Here is a 14,427-nt window from a genome sequence, read left to right as displayed (position 1 = left end):
GAGGAAATTTTATTTTATGCTTACAGGCAAACAGAAAAGATTTTTACGAGCAGAAGCACATCATTTAACACCGATTTTCCAAGTAGGAAAAGGTGGCGTCAACGACCAAATGCTTCGTCAATTACGCGATGCATTAGAGGCGCGTGAATTGATTAAAGTACGTATATTAGATAATTGTGAAGATGAAAAAAATGAAGTGGCAGAAAGCTTAGCAACGGGAACTGGTGCTGAACTTGTACAGTTAATCGGTTTAACGGTTGTTTTATATAAAGAATCTCGTAACAATAAAAAAATTGTGTTACCAAAAGAGAGTAAAAAGTAAGGTGCGATGCCTATGAAAAAAGTTGGCATTTTAGGAGGAACCTTTAATCCTCCTCATATTGGACACTTAATTATGGCAAACGAAGCCTTTGATGCACTCCAACTTGATGAAGTCCGCTTTATGCCCAATGCGATTGCCCCCCATAAACAATTTATCGATGATGCATCGATGGAGAATCGTCTCCGTATGGTAGAGCTTGCCATCGAGCCATATAATCATTTCAAGGTTGAAAAGATTGAGTTTGAGCTTGGTGGTGTCTCTTATACGTATCATACAATGGTTGAATTATGTAAGAGGGAGCCGGATGTGCAATTTTATTTTATCATCGGTGGTGATATGATTGATTCACTACATACATGGTATAAAATTGACGAATTGGTGAAATTGATTCAATTTGTTGGATTGAAACGTCCTGGCACCCTATCGTCTTCTACATATGATGTAAAAATGGTGGAGGCGCCCGAATTGGATTTATCTTCAACGTTAATAAGAAAGCGTATTAAGACAGGTGGTACATTGAAATTTTTACTACCTGATAACGTTGAAGCTTATATTCGAAAGGAAGGTCTGTATGGATCGCAATGATTATTTATTAGCAATTAAAACGCGTATGCCTGAAAAAAGATATATTCATACTATAGGTGTAATGGAAACAGCTATTTCATTAGCGGAACAGTACGGTGAAGATGTGAAATCAGCTGAAGTAGCTGCGATCTTACATGATATTGCCAAATATGCGGATGAAGAATGGATGAATCAAGTAGTTAAAGAAAATGGTCTTGATGCTCGGTTAATAGGCTGGGGTTCAGAAATTTTACACGGGCCAGTTGGAGCATGGATTGCCCAAACTGAATTTAATATTACAAACGAAAATATTTTAAATGCTATTCGTTTCCATACAACGGGTAGGGCAAACATGTCTAAATTAGAAAAAATTATCTATATAGCAGATATGATTGAACCAAATCGGAAATTTAATCAAGTTGATGAATTAAGGAAAATTGCGAATGTTGACTTGGATGAAGCAATGAAAGCATGTATTTGCCATACGATTTCATTTTTAGTTCATACCGAACAAGCAATTTTTCCAGTTTCAATAGAGTGCTATAATGATGTAATTTCAAAAAACGCATAAAGCGTTTTAAAAGAGAGGAAAAGTGGAGAATGACAGAATCTTTATTACAAATTGTATATAAAGCTTTAGATGATAAAAGAGCAGAGGATATTGTTGTATTAAATATGCAAAATATTTCTTTGTTAGCAGATTACTTTTTAATTTGTAATGGTAATTCAGACCGACAAGCACAAGCGATTGCACGAGAAGTTCAAGAAAAAGCCCAAGAAAACGGTTATGAAATTAAACGTGTGGAAGGGTTTGACTCTGCCCGTTGGATTTTAGTAGACCTTGGGGATGTTGTAGTGCATATTTTCCATAAAGATGAACGAGCATTTTATAATTTAGAACGATTATGGGGAGATGCTCCTCAATTAGATATGCCGGCTGCTGAGTGATGACAAACAGTTATAGACGTTTTGCATCCGTATATAACCAGCTAATGGAAGACATCCCTTATGATCAATATGTTCAATGGATACAAACCTATGCTCCAAGTAATGAATATCCAAAATTGTTGGATGTTGCTTGTGGAACGGGGACACTTTCCTTACTGTTTTATCAAGCAGGGTATCAGGTTAGTGGCATTGATTTGTCAGAAGATATGTTATCGGTAGCCCAAGAGCGTTTCGATTCGGAAGGGGTTGAAATCCCATTATATGCGATGTCAATGGATGAACTAGACGGTTTTTCAGAGCTAGATATCGTAACGATTCCGATTGATTCAATCAATTATTTAGTGGAGCAAGATGCTTGTTTAGAAACGTTTAAACGAATTTATTCACAGCTTCGAGTGGGTGGACAATTATTTTTTGATGTTCACTCCCTCTATAAAATGGATTTTATTTTTATGGAAAGTCCTTTTACGTTTGATAACGGAGAGATCACATATCTTTGGTATACCGAACAAGGTGAGTTCGAGCATTCTATTTATCATCAAATGACGTTTTTCGTGAAAGATGAGAACAGTGGTTTATATGAGCGCTTCGACGAAGAACATTTCCAACGAACTTATCCATGGGAAATGTATGTTAAATGGTTAAAAGAAGTCGGCTTTTCCGAAGTTGCAGTTACCGCTGATTGGTCACAACAAAGTCCTTCAGAGGAAAGTGAACGAATTTTTATACGTGCAATGAAATAAAGAAAACATCTTTTCAACAGAAGGTAATTTATGTATATTAATAATATACTCCATATGATTACCTTCTGGAGAAGAGGTGTTTTTTATATTCCAGAAAGTAATAAAAAAATATGGAAGGACAATACTGTTCCCCGGTATTGTCGGTATCATTCTCCTTTATTTATTCCTTCAACAAGAAGATTCTTCGAAAGAATCCTATACGATTTCAACGATTTCACAAGATCAAATTGAACAATTAAATCAGAAAGAGCAACAGCAAACAGGAGGAAAGGCAAAGGAAAAACAAGTAGCTGAAGCAGAACCAAAAACAGAACCGATATTCGTAGATGTAAAAGGTGCTGTAAAGTATCCTGGTGTGTATAAATTAACATCGGAAGATCGAGTCATCGATGCAATCGATACCGCTGGTGGTTATACAGAAGAGGCGGAAACAAAGGCAATTAATCACGCACAAAAGCTTCAAGATGAAATGGTCATATATGTTCCCAAAATAGGAGAAGTTATAGAAAATAGTTTCTCAAGCGGCACAGCAACTAGTGTCCCACAAAATAGTGGGAACACAACTGATAAAGTTAATATTAATAGTGCTGATGAAGCTACATTAACGACCCTGCCAGGGATAGGACCGTCTAAGGCCCAAGCGATTATTAGTTATCGAGAAGAAAATGGTCCCTTCCAATCCATTGATGAATTAAAAAATGTTTCCGGTATTGGAGATAAAACATTTGAAAAATTAATGGATTTAATAGATGTAAAATAAACATTTCACCATTGACGACATTGCATAAACGAGTATGAACATCTAAACTAAAGGAAGATAGTTTGGAGGTAATCATATGGAGCGAATTACTTGGGATCAATTTTTTATGGCACAAAGTCATTTGTTAGCCCTTAGAAGTACTTGTAGTAGATTAGCGGTAGGAGCTACGATTGTAAGAGAAAAACGAATTATTGCAGGCGGTTATAATGGCTCGATTTCAGGAGATGAACATTGTATTGAAAAAGGGTGTTACGTAGTAGACAACCACTGTGTTAGGACAATCCATGCCGAAACAAATGCATTGTTACAATGTGCAAAATATGGAACGTCATCGAACGGTGCAGATATTTATGTCACCCATTTTCCTTGTTTACCGTGCTCGAAAACGATTATTCAAGCGGGTATTAAAAATGTATATTACGCGAAGGATTATAAAAATAATCAATATGCTTTAGAATTATTTGAGAAAGCAAATGTCAATGTCGTACACATTCCTTTCGATGAAGCGAAAATAGATTTTTTACAAAAAAGTAAATTACAATTAGCAGTTGATATGCTACATAAAATGAGAGATTTAGGTGCTTCTGGAGAGGAAATAAAACCTTTTGAAGAGAAGGTGAAAGAATTATTTGATGTTGTTCAAGCATAAATGGATTTTCTATGCCTTATCGGTTCTCGTTGCTTCCCTTGCAGCTTTTGAATCGATAAGGCTTTTATTTATTTTAATTCTATTTTATGTTTTTTTATCTTATAAGAAAATTAGGAAAGGGCATATAGTTGGGGTTTTCATTGTAGGGATTGCATCTTATTTTTACTTTAGTTATGCAATCAAACAATTACATGAACCTATTAATCTTCCCGAAGTTTTAACATGGACAGATGAATATACGATTAAAGGGAATATGTTGCGTGGTTTTATGGAGAATGACGAAGGAAGAAACGTTTACGTGAAGTATGAAATAAAATCGGAATTAGAGAAAATGAATTTGCAACAAACCCCTTTAGTCGGGATGCAATTTATGGTGATAGGTACGCTAGTTGAACCTTCAAAACCAAATCATCTTTATGCGTTTGATATGAAAAAATATTTAAAAAGTAAGGGAGCTATTGGGATAATCGAAATCTCAGAAATGGAATGTTTAGGTATAAAAGATTCCATCGTACGAAAAATTAGTTTACAACGTTTCCATTTAAAGAATCATATAGAAGGCACTTTTCCGCACACTTTAGTTGGGGAAGCGCAGGCTCTATTAATTGGGTTACAGGAAAATGTCGATGAAGAGACTACAAGAGCCTATCAAAAACTCGGTATTACCCATCTGTTTGCTATTTCTGGCCTCCATATTGCGATTGTATCCTTCATTTTCTTTCAAGGTTTATTGCGTTTAAGGATAAGAAGAGAGCTTGCGACAATTGTATTAATGATTGTATTACCGGTCTATGGGGTGCTAGCAGGTGGTGCTCCATCTGTTTGGCGTGCCATTATTATTGTTGAAATAATGATGGCAAGTCGAATTAAAGACAAAATAGCAGCAGACGATGCACTAGCCATCAGTTTTATCCTTTTTGTTTTATTAGAGCCTTGGTCGATTTATCAAATAGGTTTCCAACTATCCTATTTAGCTACGGCAAGTTTAATTTATTCAGGGCCATTGATACAACGATATTCCTCATGGGTAATTCAATCCTTTTTTATTACTTTTGTTTGCCAATTACTTGTTTATCCTCTATTGCTTTTTCATTTTTATGAAATGAGTTTATCATCCTTTCTTGTGAATATTTTCTTTGTACCTTTATTTTCCTTTATTATTTTACCGATTAATATTGTATTGCTCCTTCTATCCTACATTCCAACCTCAGTTTCATCCTTTTTATTTAGCTGTTATGAGCCGATTCGACAGTTCCTTACAATGATTATTGATTTTTTACAGTGGATTCCACATCAAATGTGGAATCCAGGTAAACCAACAATATTCCTCATTTTATTCGCTTATTTTAGTGTGTTATTAGTGTTTTATTTATTGGATTGCCAAAAGAATTGGTACATCATCTTAAGCGTTTTATTAATACCTGCACTCATGATTCATTTTAGTGGGAAGCTATCCGAAGAATTAAAAATCTCCTTTATCAATGTTGGACAAGGGGATTGTATCTTAATGGAATTACCTTATAGAAAAGAAGTTTATATGATAGATACAGGCGGTCTGTTACGTTTTGAACAAGAAAAGTGGAAAGAAAATGATCGATCCTATGAAATCGGAAGGGATATTGTTGTTCCTTATTTAAAGGGTAAAGGAATTACTAAAATTGATAAATTAATTTTAACCCATGCCGATAGCGATCATGTGGAAGGAGCAGAAGAGGTATTACAAGAAATTGAACTAAAGGAAATACATATTTCTCCTAGTTCATACAAAGAAGAGGCAATGAAAGACTTATTAAAGGAAGCGAAGAAAAGAAAGATACCAATTAAAGAACAAATTGCAAATCGCTCTTGGAAAGTAGGTGATATAACCTTTACTTATTTATGGCCGAAAGAAACAAAATACGAAGGAAACAATGATTCACTCGTTCTACATGTCTCCATGAATCAATTTGATGCTTTATTTACGGGTGATTTGGAGAAAGAAGGTGAACAGATGCTATTAAAGGATTATCCGGGTCTACCAAAAATCGATGTTTTAAAAGCAGGACACCACGGTAGTAAAACATCCAGTAGTGAAGAATTTGTTGAACAATTACAGCCGAGCTTAACAATCTTTAGCGCGGGAAAAAATAATCGCTATGGCCATCCCCACGAAGAAGTAATAAATAGGTTTGAAACTTATAATTTAACCACATTAACGACAAGTGAAGTTGGAACAATTGAGCTTACTATATTTGATTCCAAAATGGAAATTGCCACTACCCTTGATTAATAAGAAAAAAGGGAAATCTCAAATCGAGATCTCCCTTTTTTCTTTCAGCGATTATGCTGCTACATCAATAATTGTTGCAATAATAAACATAAGTGCAAAGAATACGAAAGAAACACCAAATCCAACGCCAGCATCAATAGCTTGATTTCGCATAGAAGCGCCGTTTTTGCCTTCAAAAGGATTGTGTGTTACAACGTTCTCATCATGTGATGACATACCTATCCCTCCTACTCAAACTCAATTATAAGTGAAGATAATACAAAAATCTATATCGAATAAAACCTTTTCTCTTTAATAACCTTTCATTGATTGCCACATTTTATACATAGATGCTAGAAAATAAAAAACGTGTATACTTAATAATAGGTAAAGTATTAGGAGGATTTCAATATGTTTACGAAAGTTTGGAAAGAAATGCAAAATGGGCAAATCGCTCCTATTTATTGTATTTTTGGAGAAGAAACCTATTTCGTTGATGAAACGGTTAAGAGATTGAAACAATCTTTAAATAAAAATGAAGAAGCGGAGATCATCACATTTGATTTGGAAGAATCGCCTGTTGATTTAGTCATTGATGAAGCAGATACTTTCCCGTTTTTTTCAGAAAGAAAATTAGTGATTGCAAAAAATGCATCTTTTTTAAAAGCGGCGGAAAAAGGGAAAGAAAAAATAGAACATGATATAAAACGGTTGGAGAATTGGTTAGCCCATCCATCTGATTTTTGTGTCACAGTATTTATTGCACCATATGAAAAGTTGGACGAACGAAAGAAAATAACTAAGGTCATGAAAGAAAAAAGTGTTATGCTTCATGCGGAAACACCTAAAGAAAATGATTTAGCAGTCTGGATTCGAAATGAAGTAAAAGTGTTTGAAAAAAATATTACAGATGATGCGGTCGATAAATTAATTGAAATGGTCGGAGCAAATATGCTTCAACTACAAATTGAAATTGAAAAAATATCCTTATATTTAGGGGAGGATCACCAAATATCCGCTCATCTAGTAGAAGAACTTGTTGCGAAAACGTTGGAACATGATGCTTTTAAAATGTTAAATGCCTATTTATCCCATAATAGTGCAGAAGCTCTTCATATTTACCATGATTTACTACGACAGAAGGAGGAACCAATTAAACTTGTTGGGCTCCTTGCGTCCAATATTCGAACAATGAATAACGTTTATTATTTACAGAAAAAAGGATACCATCCAAATCAAATCTCGAAGCAATTAAAAATTCATCCTTATCGGGTAAAACTAATGTTGGAAAATCGAGATCGCCCAAGTGATGAAAGGTTATTAAAGGCACTAAATAAATTATCCGAAATTGATTTGAAATTGAAATCTGTTAGTGGAAACCGAGAGAGGTATTTAGAAATGTTTTTATTAAGAGCTTTATAAACCATAAGGAGCATTTTCCAGTTTATAATTGATTATCCATTTAACTCCATTTACAATATCTGTTATATTTAATCTATGAAGTTTCAATTTAACCAAAAAATATAAACGTTATATTGAAAGGAATAGACATGGACTATCAATTTAGATTTTGGCATTCACTATTCAATCCTAGTAAATTCGCCTTTGCATTAGATAACCAAGACCAAGGTTATCAAATCAAAGGGTATCGTATGAAATTTTTTGTATTATTTTTCGTCTATATAGGGTTTTACATAATAAGAGATTTTTGGGGTATGGGGACAGATGGATTAACTTATTTTTCTACTTCAAATTTGCATGAGGAATATGTGGTAAGTCGTTATTTGTCTATATTGGGAGCAGCGATAGAGGGAATGTTATTTTTCCTTTTCCATTACTATATCATTTCCTTTTGCTTATACGTATTAACAGACTTACCTTTTCGATCTATTTCAAAGATTCAATTATTCGTTATTACTAGTATTTTAATAGAGAAAGTAATTCTATTTTTTGTGTTTCTCATGGTCGGATATACGACACCTTTATCCTTTTTATCCTTTGGTCCTTTAACATCTTATTTAGTTGATGATTCTTTTGTCATCTATTTTTTAAATCAAATAACCGTTGCTACTATTGTAACGATTGTCATTCAATATGTATTTTTTTCTAAATGGGAAGAGGAGAGTAAAGGAATATTATTAACGAAAATTATCATTGTTCAACTCTTCTTTGCCCTTCTCACTGCAGCAATTAGTGTAATACCTCTTAAAGATTATCTTTTGAAGGTGGTAGGTCTATGATGCAGAAGGTGAAAATTTGGTGGTTAATCGTAGGTGGTCTTTTTTTGTCCTTTATCATTCTGAATATTCGACTCGTATTTAGCGAAGATAGTCATATCAGTCGTTCCTATTACATTTCTGAATATGAACGTGCGGTTTCTAAAACGGAAAGAGCATATATCGAAAAAGAGGCAATGATTGTTCCGAAGGAAGAAATTCATATTACAGCAGATGCCGAAGCTTTATCCCAAATTTCCGTCCAACCAGGTCAAAAGATTTTGATGGATGAAGAAATTGCCGCTTATAAAACAGAAGAAGCTGCTAAGGAAAAGAAAAAAATGGAAGCAGAAAGAATGGCATACGAGAAGGAGCTAATGGCTTTAGAAGAGATTGTGGCTGAATTAGAAGTTGAGCAGTTTTCAGATGATCCAACTTCGACCTTTGATACTGAAGAAATCAATGATGAGTTGACGTTCACAATTGAAACTCAGATTTTGCAAGAATCTCCTATCGAAGCAATTGCTATTGTGGAAAGCCGTATTGCTGAAGTTCAAAGAAATATCGATATCATTGACGAACAAATGACTGAATTAACTGTGTCTAATGTTTTAGCCAGTCCTGTTGATGGCATTATAGGTGATGTTATTGAAGAAAATGGCTCTGTTACGTTTGTATTATATCCTAACGATAAAAATCTATTAACCTATTTATCAGAAAATGAATGGCGCAAGATTAATGAAAATCAATATGTAGAATTGGACCCATTGCTTGTTAGTAAAGATGTAGAAGGACAGCAAGAGATGGATGAAAATAGCGTAATGGGTAATACAAAAAAAGGGGAAGAGTTGTTAGGTACTGTATTGGAAAAACAAAGTATCCCTGCGGTAGAAACTACTTGGTATAAAGAAATGGAAAAGGTCGTAAAGCTTCCACAACCAACAGCCTATGAGCTACGGATTGATTTAGACGAACAAATTATTAATAAGCCATTTGCGAGTATGACAAAGGCTAAAATTATCATACACGAAGCACTAAATGCCCATAGAGTGAAACAAGAGTGGATTCATATGAACAATGTGTTGGAAGATTCAAATTTGAGTATGGGACAATCTGTTTATATCATAGGGGAAGATGGGAAAATCAATCAAGTATCTATTCATTTAGAGTTTATTGATCATGAAACGGTAGTTTTTACAAGTTCCATTGAAGACGGTACGATTATTTTAAATGATAAGAAAAGAAAATTATTTAGTAATTCCTTTTTCCCTTTCCCATCTGAATGGCCGGATAAAGAGCTACTAAAGACGTTCACTTGGGAAGATTACTTCAAATATCTATTCTTATATTAAAAACTATCCAAGAGATGGGTCTTTTGGATAGTTTTTTTGCGCAATGAAAAGAGGTTTTCCTCACATCCTAAAAAGAAAGGAATTTGGAAAACCTCTTAATAATTCATCAATTAGTTAGCTTTTTTAGCTAAACGTGATTTTTTACGAGCTGCAGCGTTTTTATGGATAAGACCTTTAGAAGCAGCTTTATCAAGAGCTTTGTTAGCAGCTACTAATAATTCTTGAGCGTTTTCAGCATTGTTTGTTAATGCTAATTCAGCTTTTTTAATTGTAGTACGCATTGCAGATTTTGCTTGAGAGTTAGCAACGTTTGCTTTTTCAGCTGTTTTAACTCGTTTAATCGCAGATTTAATGTTTGGCATATCTTTCACCTCCTAAATAAGGTACGAGATGAGTCATCTTCTCACTGTTTTCATTTGTCAATACAACAAAAATCATTCTACCAAACGACGAGTATAATTGCAATAGATAAATGCAAAGAATATTTACTTGACAGTTTGTCCAACATAGAAAATGAGGTGATAAAAATGATAGAAGTAAATTGGAGTAGAACGGACTTAATCGATGAATCCCAAGAAGTAGTTGAACATCAGACGAAAAACCAAAAGGAAAAAATAGCTGATTCTAGCGGTGTTTCGATAGATGAGTTTAATGAAGGTCGTGTAAAAGTAACAAAAGTTTTAGTAGATAAAAATGGGGAAGAACAAATCGGAAAAAAAGAAGGGAAATATATTACACTCTCTGTTCCGACTTTGACAGTAGATGATAATAATGGGTTTGAACAACTAGAAAAAGCTTTTACAAAATATCTCGATGATATCCATAAAGATATAAAATTAACGAAAGATAGTAAAGTTCTTGTAATTGGTTTAGGAAACAAAACGATTACACCTGATGCTGTTGGACCTTTTGCGATTGATGCGATGCAAAATGAACAGTCTGAAAATCCGAGTGATCATTTTGTCATGTATGCACCGGGCGTTACAGGGCAAACCGGATTTGAAACGAGTGATTTCATCCTTGCGCTTACGGAGAAAATAAAACCTTCTTTAGTTTTAGTTATTGATGCCTTAGCAACGAGAGGAAGCTCTCGTTTATGTAAAACCATTCAAATTACAAACACAGGAATTCACCCTGGTTCTGGTGTAGGTAATCAGCGTACGGAAGTATCCAAGGAAGTAATGGGCGTACCTGTTACAGCCATAGGTGTACCGACAGTCGTCGATGCGACAGTAATTATAGCAGATGCTATCGATAGTGTATTTCGTTCGATCGCAGCGAAAATTGAAGAACGGGGTAAACCATCCGGAAAATTGTCCGTTACATCTTGGACACCGGAATCTAATTCTCGAGTCGATTTAAGCCTTATTAAACCGATTTTTGGAGAATGGTCAACTTGGTCAACAAATGATCGATTACAACTTTTTGAGGAAGCATTCGCCTCACATCCTGAAAGATTAATTGTAACCCCTAAAGAAGTAGATGTTTGGATAACGAAATACTCGATTTTAATTAGTAAATGTCTATTTAATTGGATGGAACATAAAATCAAATAGTTCTAAAAAGGCCTCTCCCTCCATATCGTAGTGGAAGGAGAGGATGTCATGTTAAAAAAATTAAAAGTACTATCAGTTTTTCTAGTCTTCTTTTTTATGTTGCCAATTATTACAGGACTATTGCCTTTTCCCAACAACGAAAAATACGATCCTTCTTTAGCTGAAGAAAAGAAAGTAGTCTATGCATCAACGGAAGTTAACTCATCGGAAGTAAGTTCTGAAGGAGTAACAGCAACAGAAGTAACCGCTACAGATGTCTCATTGTCAGTTGATCCTTATGATGTATTGTTTGTGTTTACGCATTCTCACGAAACTTATAAGCCGTTTGTGGAAAATGAAAAAGGTACTGTCGCCGTTTATGATGACAAAAGTAATTTATTTTCTATGTCAAAGGTGATGGAAGATTATTTTAAATTAAACGGTTTAAATGCTAAAACCCTTGATGTAGATGTGATGTCTGTCATGAAGAAAAATGGTTCAGCATTTTCTTCCGCCTATGATACGGTACGACCTTACATTAGTAAGGAACTTGAAAAATCGCAGTATGACCTTATTTTAGATATTCATCGTGATGCAACAGCCCATGACAAATCGACCATTACCTATAATAAAGTTGGCTATGCAAAGATTGCCTTTGTAATCGGTGCGGAAAATCCGAATTACAAAACAAATTTATCATACGCTAATACTTTAAGTCAGACGATGAATCAAATTGTTCCAAATATTTCGAGAGGAACAATTAAGAAGTCCGGCTCAGGGGTAGATGGAGTATACAATCAAGATTTAGCTGAAAATCTTTTATTAATTGAAATTGGTGGAATTGATAATACGGAAGATGAAGTCTATCGTACTGTTGCTGTTCTTGCTCAAGCAATTGCGAAATCCTTTGTAAAACAAGATGAAAGTGTTTAGTTTAACAATGGTGAAGAATGATAATTACGTTTTTTCTCACTACATGATTGCTAAAGTTGTTGTGTCACTGCTATAATTCAAGTTAGTTTAGCCTTTTTTCGAAGGAATTGTAAATATAGGTAATCTCAAGCGGGTTACCAATCTTTCAGTATGATCCATACTGATAAAGGTTAAAGCCTCCAGCGTTTGTCTAAGATTCGTAACAGGTACTTTCTCAGTACGAAATGAATCTTTGACCATTCTGCATTCAATGGCAGAATATACGCGGGAGGCGTATTTGATTAGGAGTGAACACGACATGAATCGAGAAGAACGTTTAAAACGACAAGAAAACATACGAAATTTTTCAATCATTGCCCATATCGATCACGGAAAATCTACATTAGCGGACCGAATTTTAGAAAAAACAAAAGCATTAACAGCCCGCGAAATGAAGGCCCAGCTATTGGATTCAATGGATTTAGAACGTGAAAGAGGTATTACGATTAAATTAAATGCGGTCCAATTAAAATATTTAGCAAAGAATGGAGAAACGTATACTTTCCATCTAATTGATACGCCAGGACACGTCGATTTCACTTATGAAGTTTCCCGCAGTCTTGCTGCGTGTGAAGGTGCAATTTTAGTTGTCGATGCTGCACAAGGTATTGAAGCGCAAACTTTAGCAAACGTCTATTTAGCTTTAGATAATGATCTTGAAATACTTCCGGTCATTAATAAAATCGACTTACCTGCAGCAGACCCTGAGCGCGTACGGGGAGAAGTTGAGGATGTAATCGGACTTGATGCTTCTGAAGCAGTATTGGCATCCGCGAAAGCTGGAATAGGGATCGATGACCTGTTAGAGCAAATCGTTGAAAAAGTTCCTGCACCTACAGGAGATCCAGACGCACCATTACAAGCTTTAATTTTCGACTCATTATATGATGCTTACAAAGGCGTAGTGACCTCTATTCGGATTGTGAATGGAACAGTCAAACCTGGAGATAAAATCCGTATGATGGCAACAGGAGCCGAATTTGAAGTTGTTGAGGTAGGTGTACATACTCCGAAAATTACGCCGGTTGCAGAATTAACAGTTGGTGATGTAGGTTATTTAACAGCTTCGATTAAATCGGTCGGAGATACAAGAGTAGGGGATACGATTACTTCTGTAACAAATCCCGCTAGTGAACCGCTACCAGGTTATCGTAAATTAAACCCTATGGTGTATTGTGGTCTTTATCCGATTGATACTGCGAAATACAATGATTTACGTGAGGCCCTTGAAAAATTAGAGTTAAATGACTCGGCATTACAATTCGAACCAGAAACTTCCCAAGCTTTAGGTTTTGGTTTCCGTTGTGGTTTCTTAGGGCTATTGCATATGGAAATTGTCCAAGAAAGACTGGAACGGGAATTTAACATTGATCTTATTACAACAGCTCCTTCTGTTATTTATGATGTTACTTTAACAGATGGTAGTTCTGTCAAAGTGGACAACCCTTCAATGATGCCAGATCCGCAAAAAATTGATCACGTGGAAGAACCATATGTTAAGGCAACGATTATGGTCCCAAATGATTACGTAGGGGCTGTGATGGAATTATGCCAAATGAAGCGCGGAACATTTATCGGGATGGATTATCTTGATACAACGCGTGTAAGTATTCAATATGAAATTCCATTATCTGAAATTGTTTATGACTTCTTTGATTATTTAAAATCAAATACAAAGGGTTATGCTTCCTTCGACTATGAACTGATAGGATATAAACCTTCGAAGTTAGTAAAAATGGATATTCTTCTAAATAGCGAACAAGTGGATGCGTTAAGTTTCATCGTACACCGTGACTTTGCATATGAGCGTGGGAAAGTGATTGTTGAAAAATTAAAAGAATTAATTCCACGTCAACAATTTGAAGTACCTGTACAAGCTGCCATCGGTCAAAAAATTATTGCCCGCTCTACAATTAAAGCGATGCGTAAAAACGTTCTTGCAAAATGTTATGGTGGGGATATTTCACGTAAACGTAAACTTCTTGATAAACAAAAAGAAGGTAAAAAACGTATGAAACAAGTAGGTTCTGTAGAAGTTCCTCAAGAAGCGTTTATGGCTGTATTGAAAATGGATGACAATAATAAAAAGTGATATATCAATGTTTCTAAAGGTTTCGA

General features: G+C 35.0%; 16 protein-coding genes. 14 read left to right on the top strand and 2 right to left on the bottom strand.

Annotation, left to right across the window (positions count from 1 at the left end; translation table 11 throughout):
- Positions 1-16: 16 nt before the first annotated feature.
- From yhbY to H9636_RS16235, 8 genes are all read left to right on the top strand, one after another.
- Positions 17-322 (top strand): ribosome assembly RNA-binding protein YhbY, encoded by a 306-nt coding sequence (gene yhbY, locus H9636_RS16270; protein ID WP_122971375.1) that lies wholly within the window; start codon positions 17-19, stop codon positions 320-322.
- A 12-nt stretch (positions 323-334) separates the two neighbouring features.
- On the top strand, positions 335-907 hold the full coding sequence (locus tag H9636_RS16265) for a nicotinate-nucleotide adenylyltransferase (protein WP_191708624.1): 573 nt from the start codon (positions 335-337) through the stop codon (positions 905-907).
- Positions 894-1,457 carry a bis(5'-nucleosyl)-tetraphosphatase (symmetrical) YqeK gene (gene yqeK, locus H9636_RS16260; protein WP_191708623.1) on the top strand — a complete coding sequence of 188 codons (564 nt, stop codon included), beginning with the start codon at positions 894-896 and terminating at the stop codon, positions 1,455-1,457. The genes H9636_RS16265 and yqeK overlap by 14 nt, the downstream gene beginning before the upstream one ends.
- Before the next feature lie 29 nt (positions 1,458-1,486).
- Complete coding sequence (gene rsfS, locus H9636_RS16255; protein WP_191708622.1) at positions 1,487-1,834, top strand: ribosome silencing factor; 348 nt, start codon at positions 1,487-1,489, stop codon at positions 1,832-1,834.
- Positions 1,834-2,577: a class I SAM-dependent DNA methyltransferase gene (locus H9636_RS16250; RefSeq protein WP_191708621.1), complete on the top strand. Its 744-nt coding sequence runs from the start codon at positions 1,834-1,836 to the stop codon at positions 2,575-2,577. Before rsfS ends, H9636_RS16250 begins: the two co-directional genes overlap by 1 nt.
- A gap of 76 nt (positions 2,578-2,653) precedes the next feature.
- The gene (locus H9636_RS16245; RefSeq protein ID WP_318241039.1) at positions 2,654-3,337 is read left to right on the top strand and encodes a ComEA family DNA-binding protein; all 684 of its coding nucleotides are present in this window, start codon (positions 2,654-2,656) and stop codon (positions 3,335-3,337) included.
- A gap of 76 nt (positions 3,338-3,413) precedes the next feature.
- The gene (locus H9636_RS16240) at positions 3,414-3,986 is read left to right on the top strand and encodes a ComE operon protein 2 (RefSeq protein WP_191708620.1); all 573 of its coding nucleotides are present in this window, start codon (positions 3,414-3,416) and stop codon (positions 3,984-3,986) included.
- Positions 3,970-6,255 carry a DNA internalization-related competence protein ComEC/Rec2 gene (locus H9636_RS16235; RefSeq protein WP_191708619.1) on the top strand — a complete coding sequence of 762 codons (2,286 nt, stop codon included), beginning with the start codon at positions 3,970-3,972 and terminating at the stop codon, positions 6,253-6,255. Before H9636_RS16240 ends, H9636_RS16235 begins: the two co-directional genes overlap by 17 nt.
- 51 nt (positions 6,256-6,306) lie before the next feature.
- On the opposite strand, the gene H9636_RS16230 is transcribed toward H9636_RS16235, so the two are convergent.
- A complete protein-coding gene (locus tag H9636_RS16230; RefSeq protein ID WP_122971368.1) occupies positions 6,307-6,471 on the bottom strand; it encodes a YqzM family protein in 165 nt (54 codons plus the stop codon).
- 174 nt (positions 6,472-6,645) lie between these two features.
- Here H9636_RS16230 and holA point away from each other — a divergent pair, with 174 nt between their 5' ends.
- The 3 genes from holA to H9636_RS16215 all read left to right on the top strand — a co-directional run bounded on the left by holA (position 6,646) and on the right by H9636_RS16215 (position 9,802).
- Positions 6,646-7,656, top strand: a complete 1,011-nt coding sequence (holA, locus tag H9636_RS16225) for a DNA polymerase III subunit delta (RefSeq protein WP_191708617.1) — start codon at positions 6,646-6,648, stop codon at positions 7,654-7,656.
- Between the two features lie 128 nt (positions 7,657-7,784).
- On the top strand, positions 7,785-8,474 hold the full coding sequence (locus H9636_RS16220) for a hypothetical protein (protein ID WP_191708616.1): 690 nt from the start codon (positions 7,785-7,787) through the stop codon (positions 8,472-8,474).
- Positions 8,471-9,802, top strand: a complete 1,332-nt coding sequence (locus H9636_RS16215) for a hypothetical protein (RefSeq protein ID WP_191708615.1) — start codon at positions 8,471-8,473, stop codon at positions 9,800-9,802. Before H9636_RS16220 ends, H9636_RS16215 begins: the two co-directional genes overlap by 4 nt.
- Before the next feature lie 110 nt (positions 9,803-9,912).
- Here H9636_RS16215 and rpsT read toward each other — a convergent pair whose 3' ends face one another.
- Entirely contained in the window at positions 9,913-10,164 is a 252-nt protein-coding gene (gene rpsT, locus H9636_RS16210; RefSeq protein ID WP_191708614.1) for a 30S ribosomal protein S20, read from the bottom strand.
- Between the two features lie 165 nt (positions 10,165-10,329).
- Between rpsT and gpr the strand changes: the two genes are divergently transcribed.
- The 3 genes from gpr (at position 10,330) to lepA (ending at position 14,401) form a co-directional block, all read left to right on the top strand.
- Positions 10,330-11,358: a GPR endopeptidase gene (gpr, locus tag H9636_RS16205; protein WP_191708613.1), complete on the top strand. Its 1,029-nt coding sequence runs from the start codon at positions 10,330-10,332 to the stop codon at positions 11,356-11,358.
- A gap of 48 nt (positions 11,359-11,406) precedes the next feature.
- On the top strand, positions 11,407-12,270 hold the full coding sequence (gene spoIIP / locus H9636_RS16200) for a stage II sporulation protein P (protein WP_191708612.1): 864 nt from the start codon (positions 11,407-11,409) through the stop codon (positions 12,268-12,270).
- Between the two features lie 298 nt (positions 12,271-12,568).
- Entirely contained in the window at positions 12,569-14,401 is a 1,833-nt protein-coding gene (gene lepA / locus H9636_RS16195; RefSeq protein ID WP_191708611.1) for a translation elongation factor 4, read from the top strand.
- Positions 14,402-14,427: the final 26 nt, after the last annotated feature.

The sequence above is a fragment of the Ureibacillus galli genome, assembly GCF_014836845.1.
Lineage (GTDB): Bacteria > Bacillota > Bacilli > Bacillales_A > Planococcaceae > Ureibacillus > Ureibacillus galli.
This window is presented reverse-complemented; position numbering and strand designations above follow the sequence as displayed.

Bases quoted from the DNA above. Each gene is read 5' to 3' on its own strand.
- yhbY (WP_122971375.1), top strand. From the start codon at position 17: ATGCTTACAGGCAAACAGAAAAGATTTTTACGAGCAGAAGCACATCAT.
- H9636_RS16265 (WP_191708624.1), top strand. From the start codon at position 335: ATGAAAAAAGTTGGCATTTTAGGAGGAACCTTTAATCCTCCTCATATT.
- yqeK (WP_191708623.1), top strand. From the start codon at position 894: ATGGATCGCAATGATTATTTATTAGCAATTAAAACGCGTATGCCTGAA.
- rsfS (WP_191708622.1), top strand. From the start codon at position 1,487: ATGACAGAATCTTTATTACAAATTGTATATAAAGCTTTAGATGATAAA.
- H9636_RS16250 (WP_191708621.1), top strand. From the start codon at position 1,834: ATGACAAACAGTTATAGACGTTTTGCATCCGTATATAACCAGCTAATG.
- H9636_RS16240 (WP_191708620.1), top strand. From the start codon at position 3,414: ATGGAGCGAATTACTTGGGATCAATTTTTTATGGCACAAAGTCATTTG.
- H9636_RS16235 (WP_191708619.1), top strand. From the start codon at position 3,970: ATGTTGTTCAAGCATAAATGGATTTTCTATGCCTTATCGGTTCTCGTT.
- H9636_RS16230 (WP_122971368.1), bottom strand. From the start codon at position 6,471: ATGTCATCACATGATGAGAACGTTGTAACACACAATCCTTTTGAAGGC.
- holA (WP_191708617.1), top strand. From the start codon at position 6,646: ATGTTTACGAAAGTTTGGAAAGAAATGCAAAATGGGCAAATCGCTCCT.
- H9636_RS16220 (WP_191708616.1), top strand. From the start codon at position 7,785: ATGGACTATCAATTTAGATTTTGGCATTCACTATTCAATCCTAGTAAA.
- H9636_RS16215 (WP_191708615.1), top strand. From the start codon at position 8,471: ATGATGCAGAAGGTGAAAATTTGGTGGTTAATCGTAGGTGGTCTTTTT.
- rpsT (WP_191708614.1), bottom strand. From the start codon at position 10,164: ATGCCAAACATTAAATCTGCGATTAAACGAGTTAAAACAGCTGAAAAA.
- gpr (WP_191708613.1), top strand. From the start codon at position 10,330: ATGATAGAAGTAAATTGGAGTAGAACGGACTTAATCGATGAATCCCAA.
- spoIIP (WP_191708612.1), top strand. From the start codon at position 11,407: ATGTTAAAAAAATTAAAAGTACTATCAGTTTTTCTAGTCTTCTTTTTT.
- lepA (WP_191708611.1), top strand. From the start codon at position 12,569: ATGAATCGAGAAGAACGTTTAAAACGACAAGAAAACATACGAAATTTT.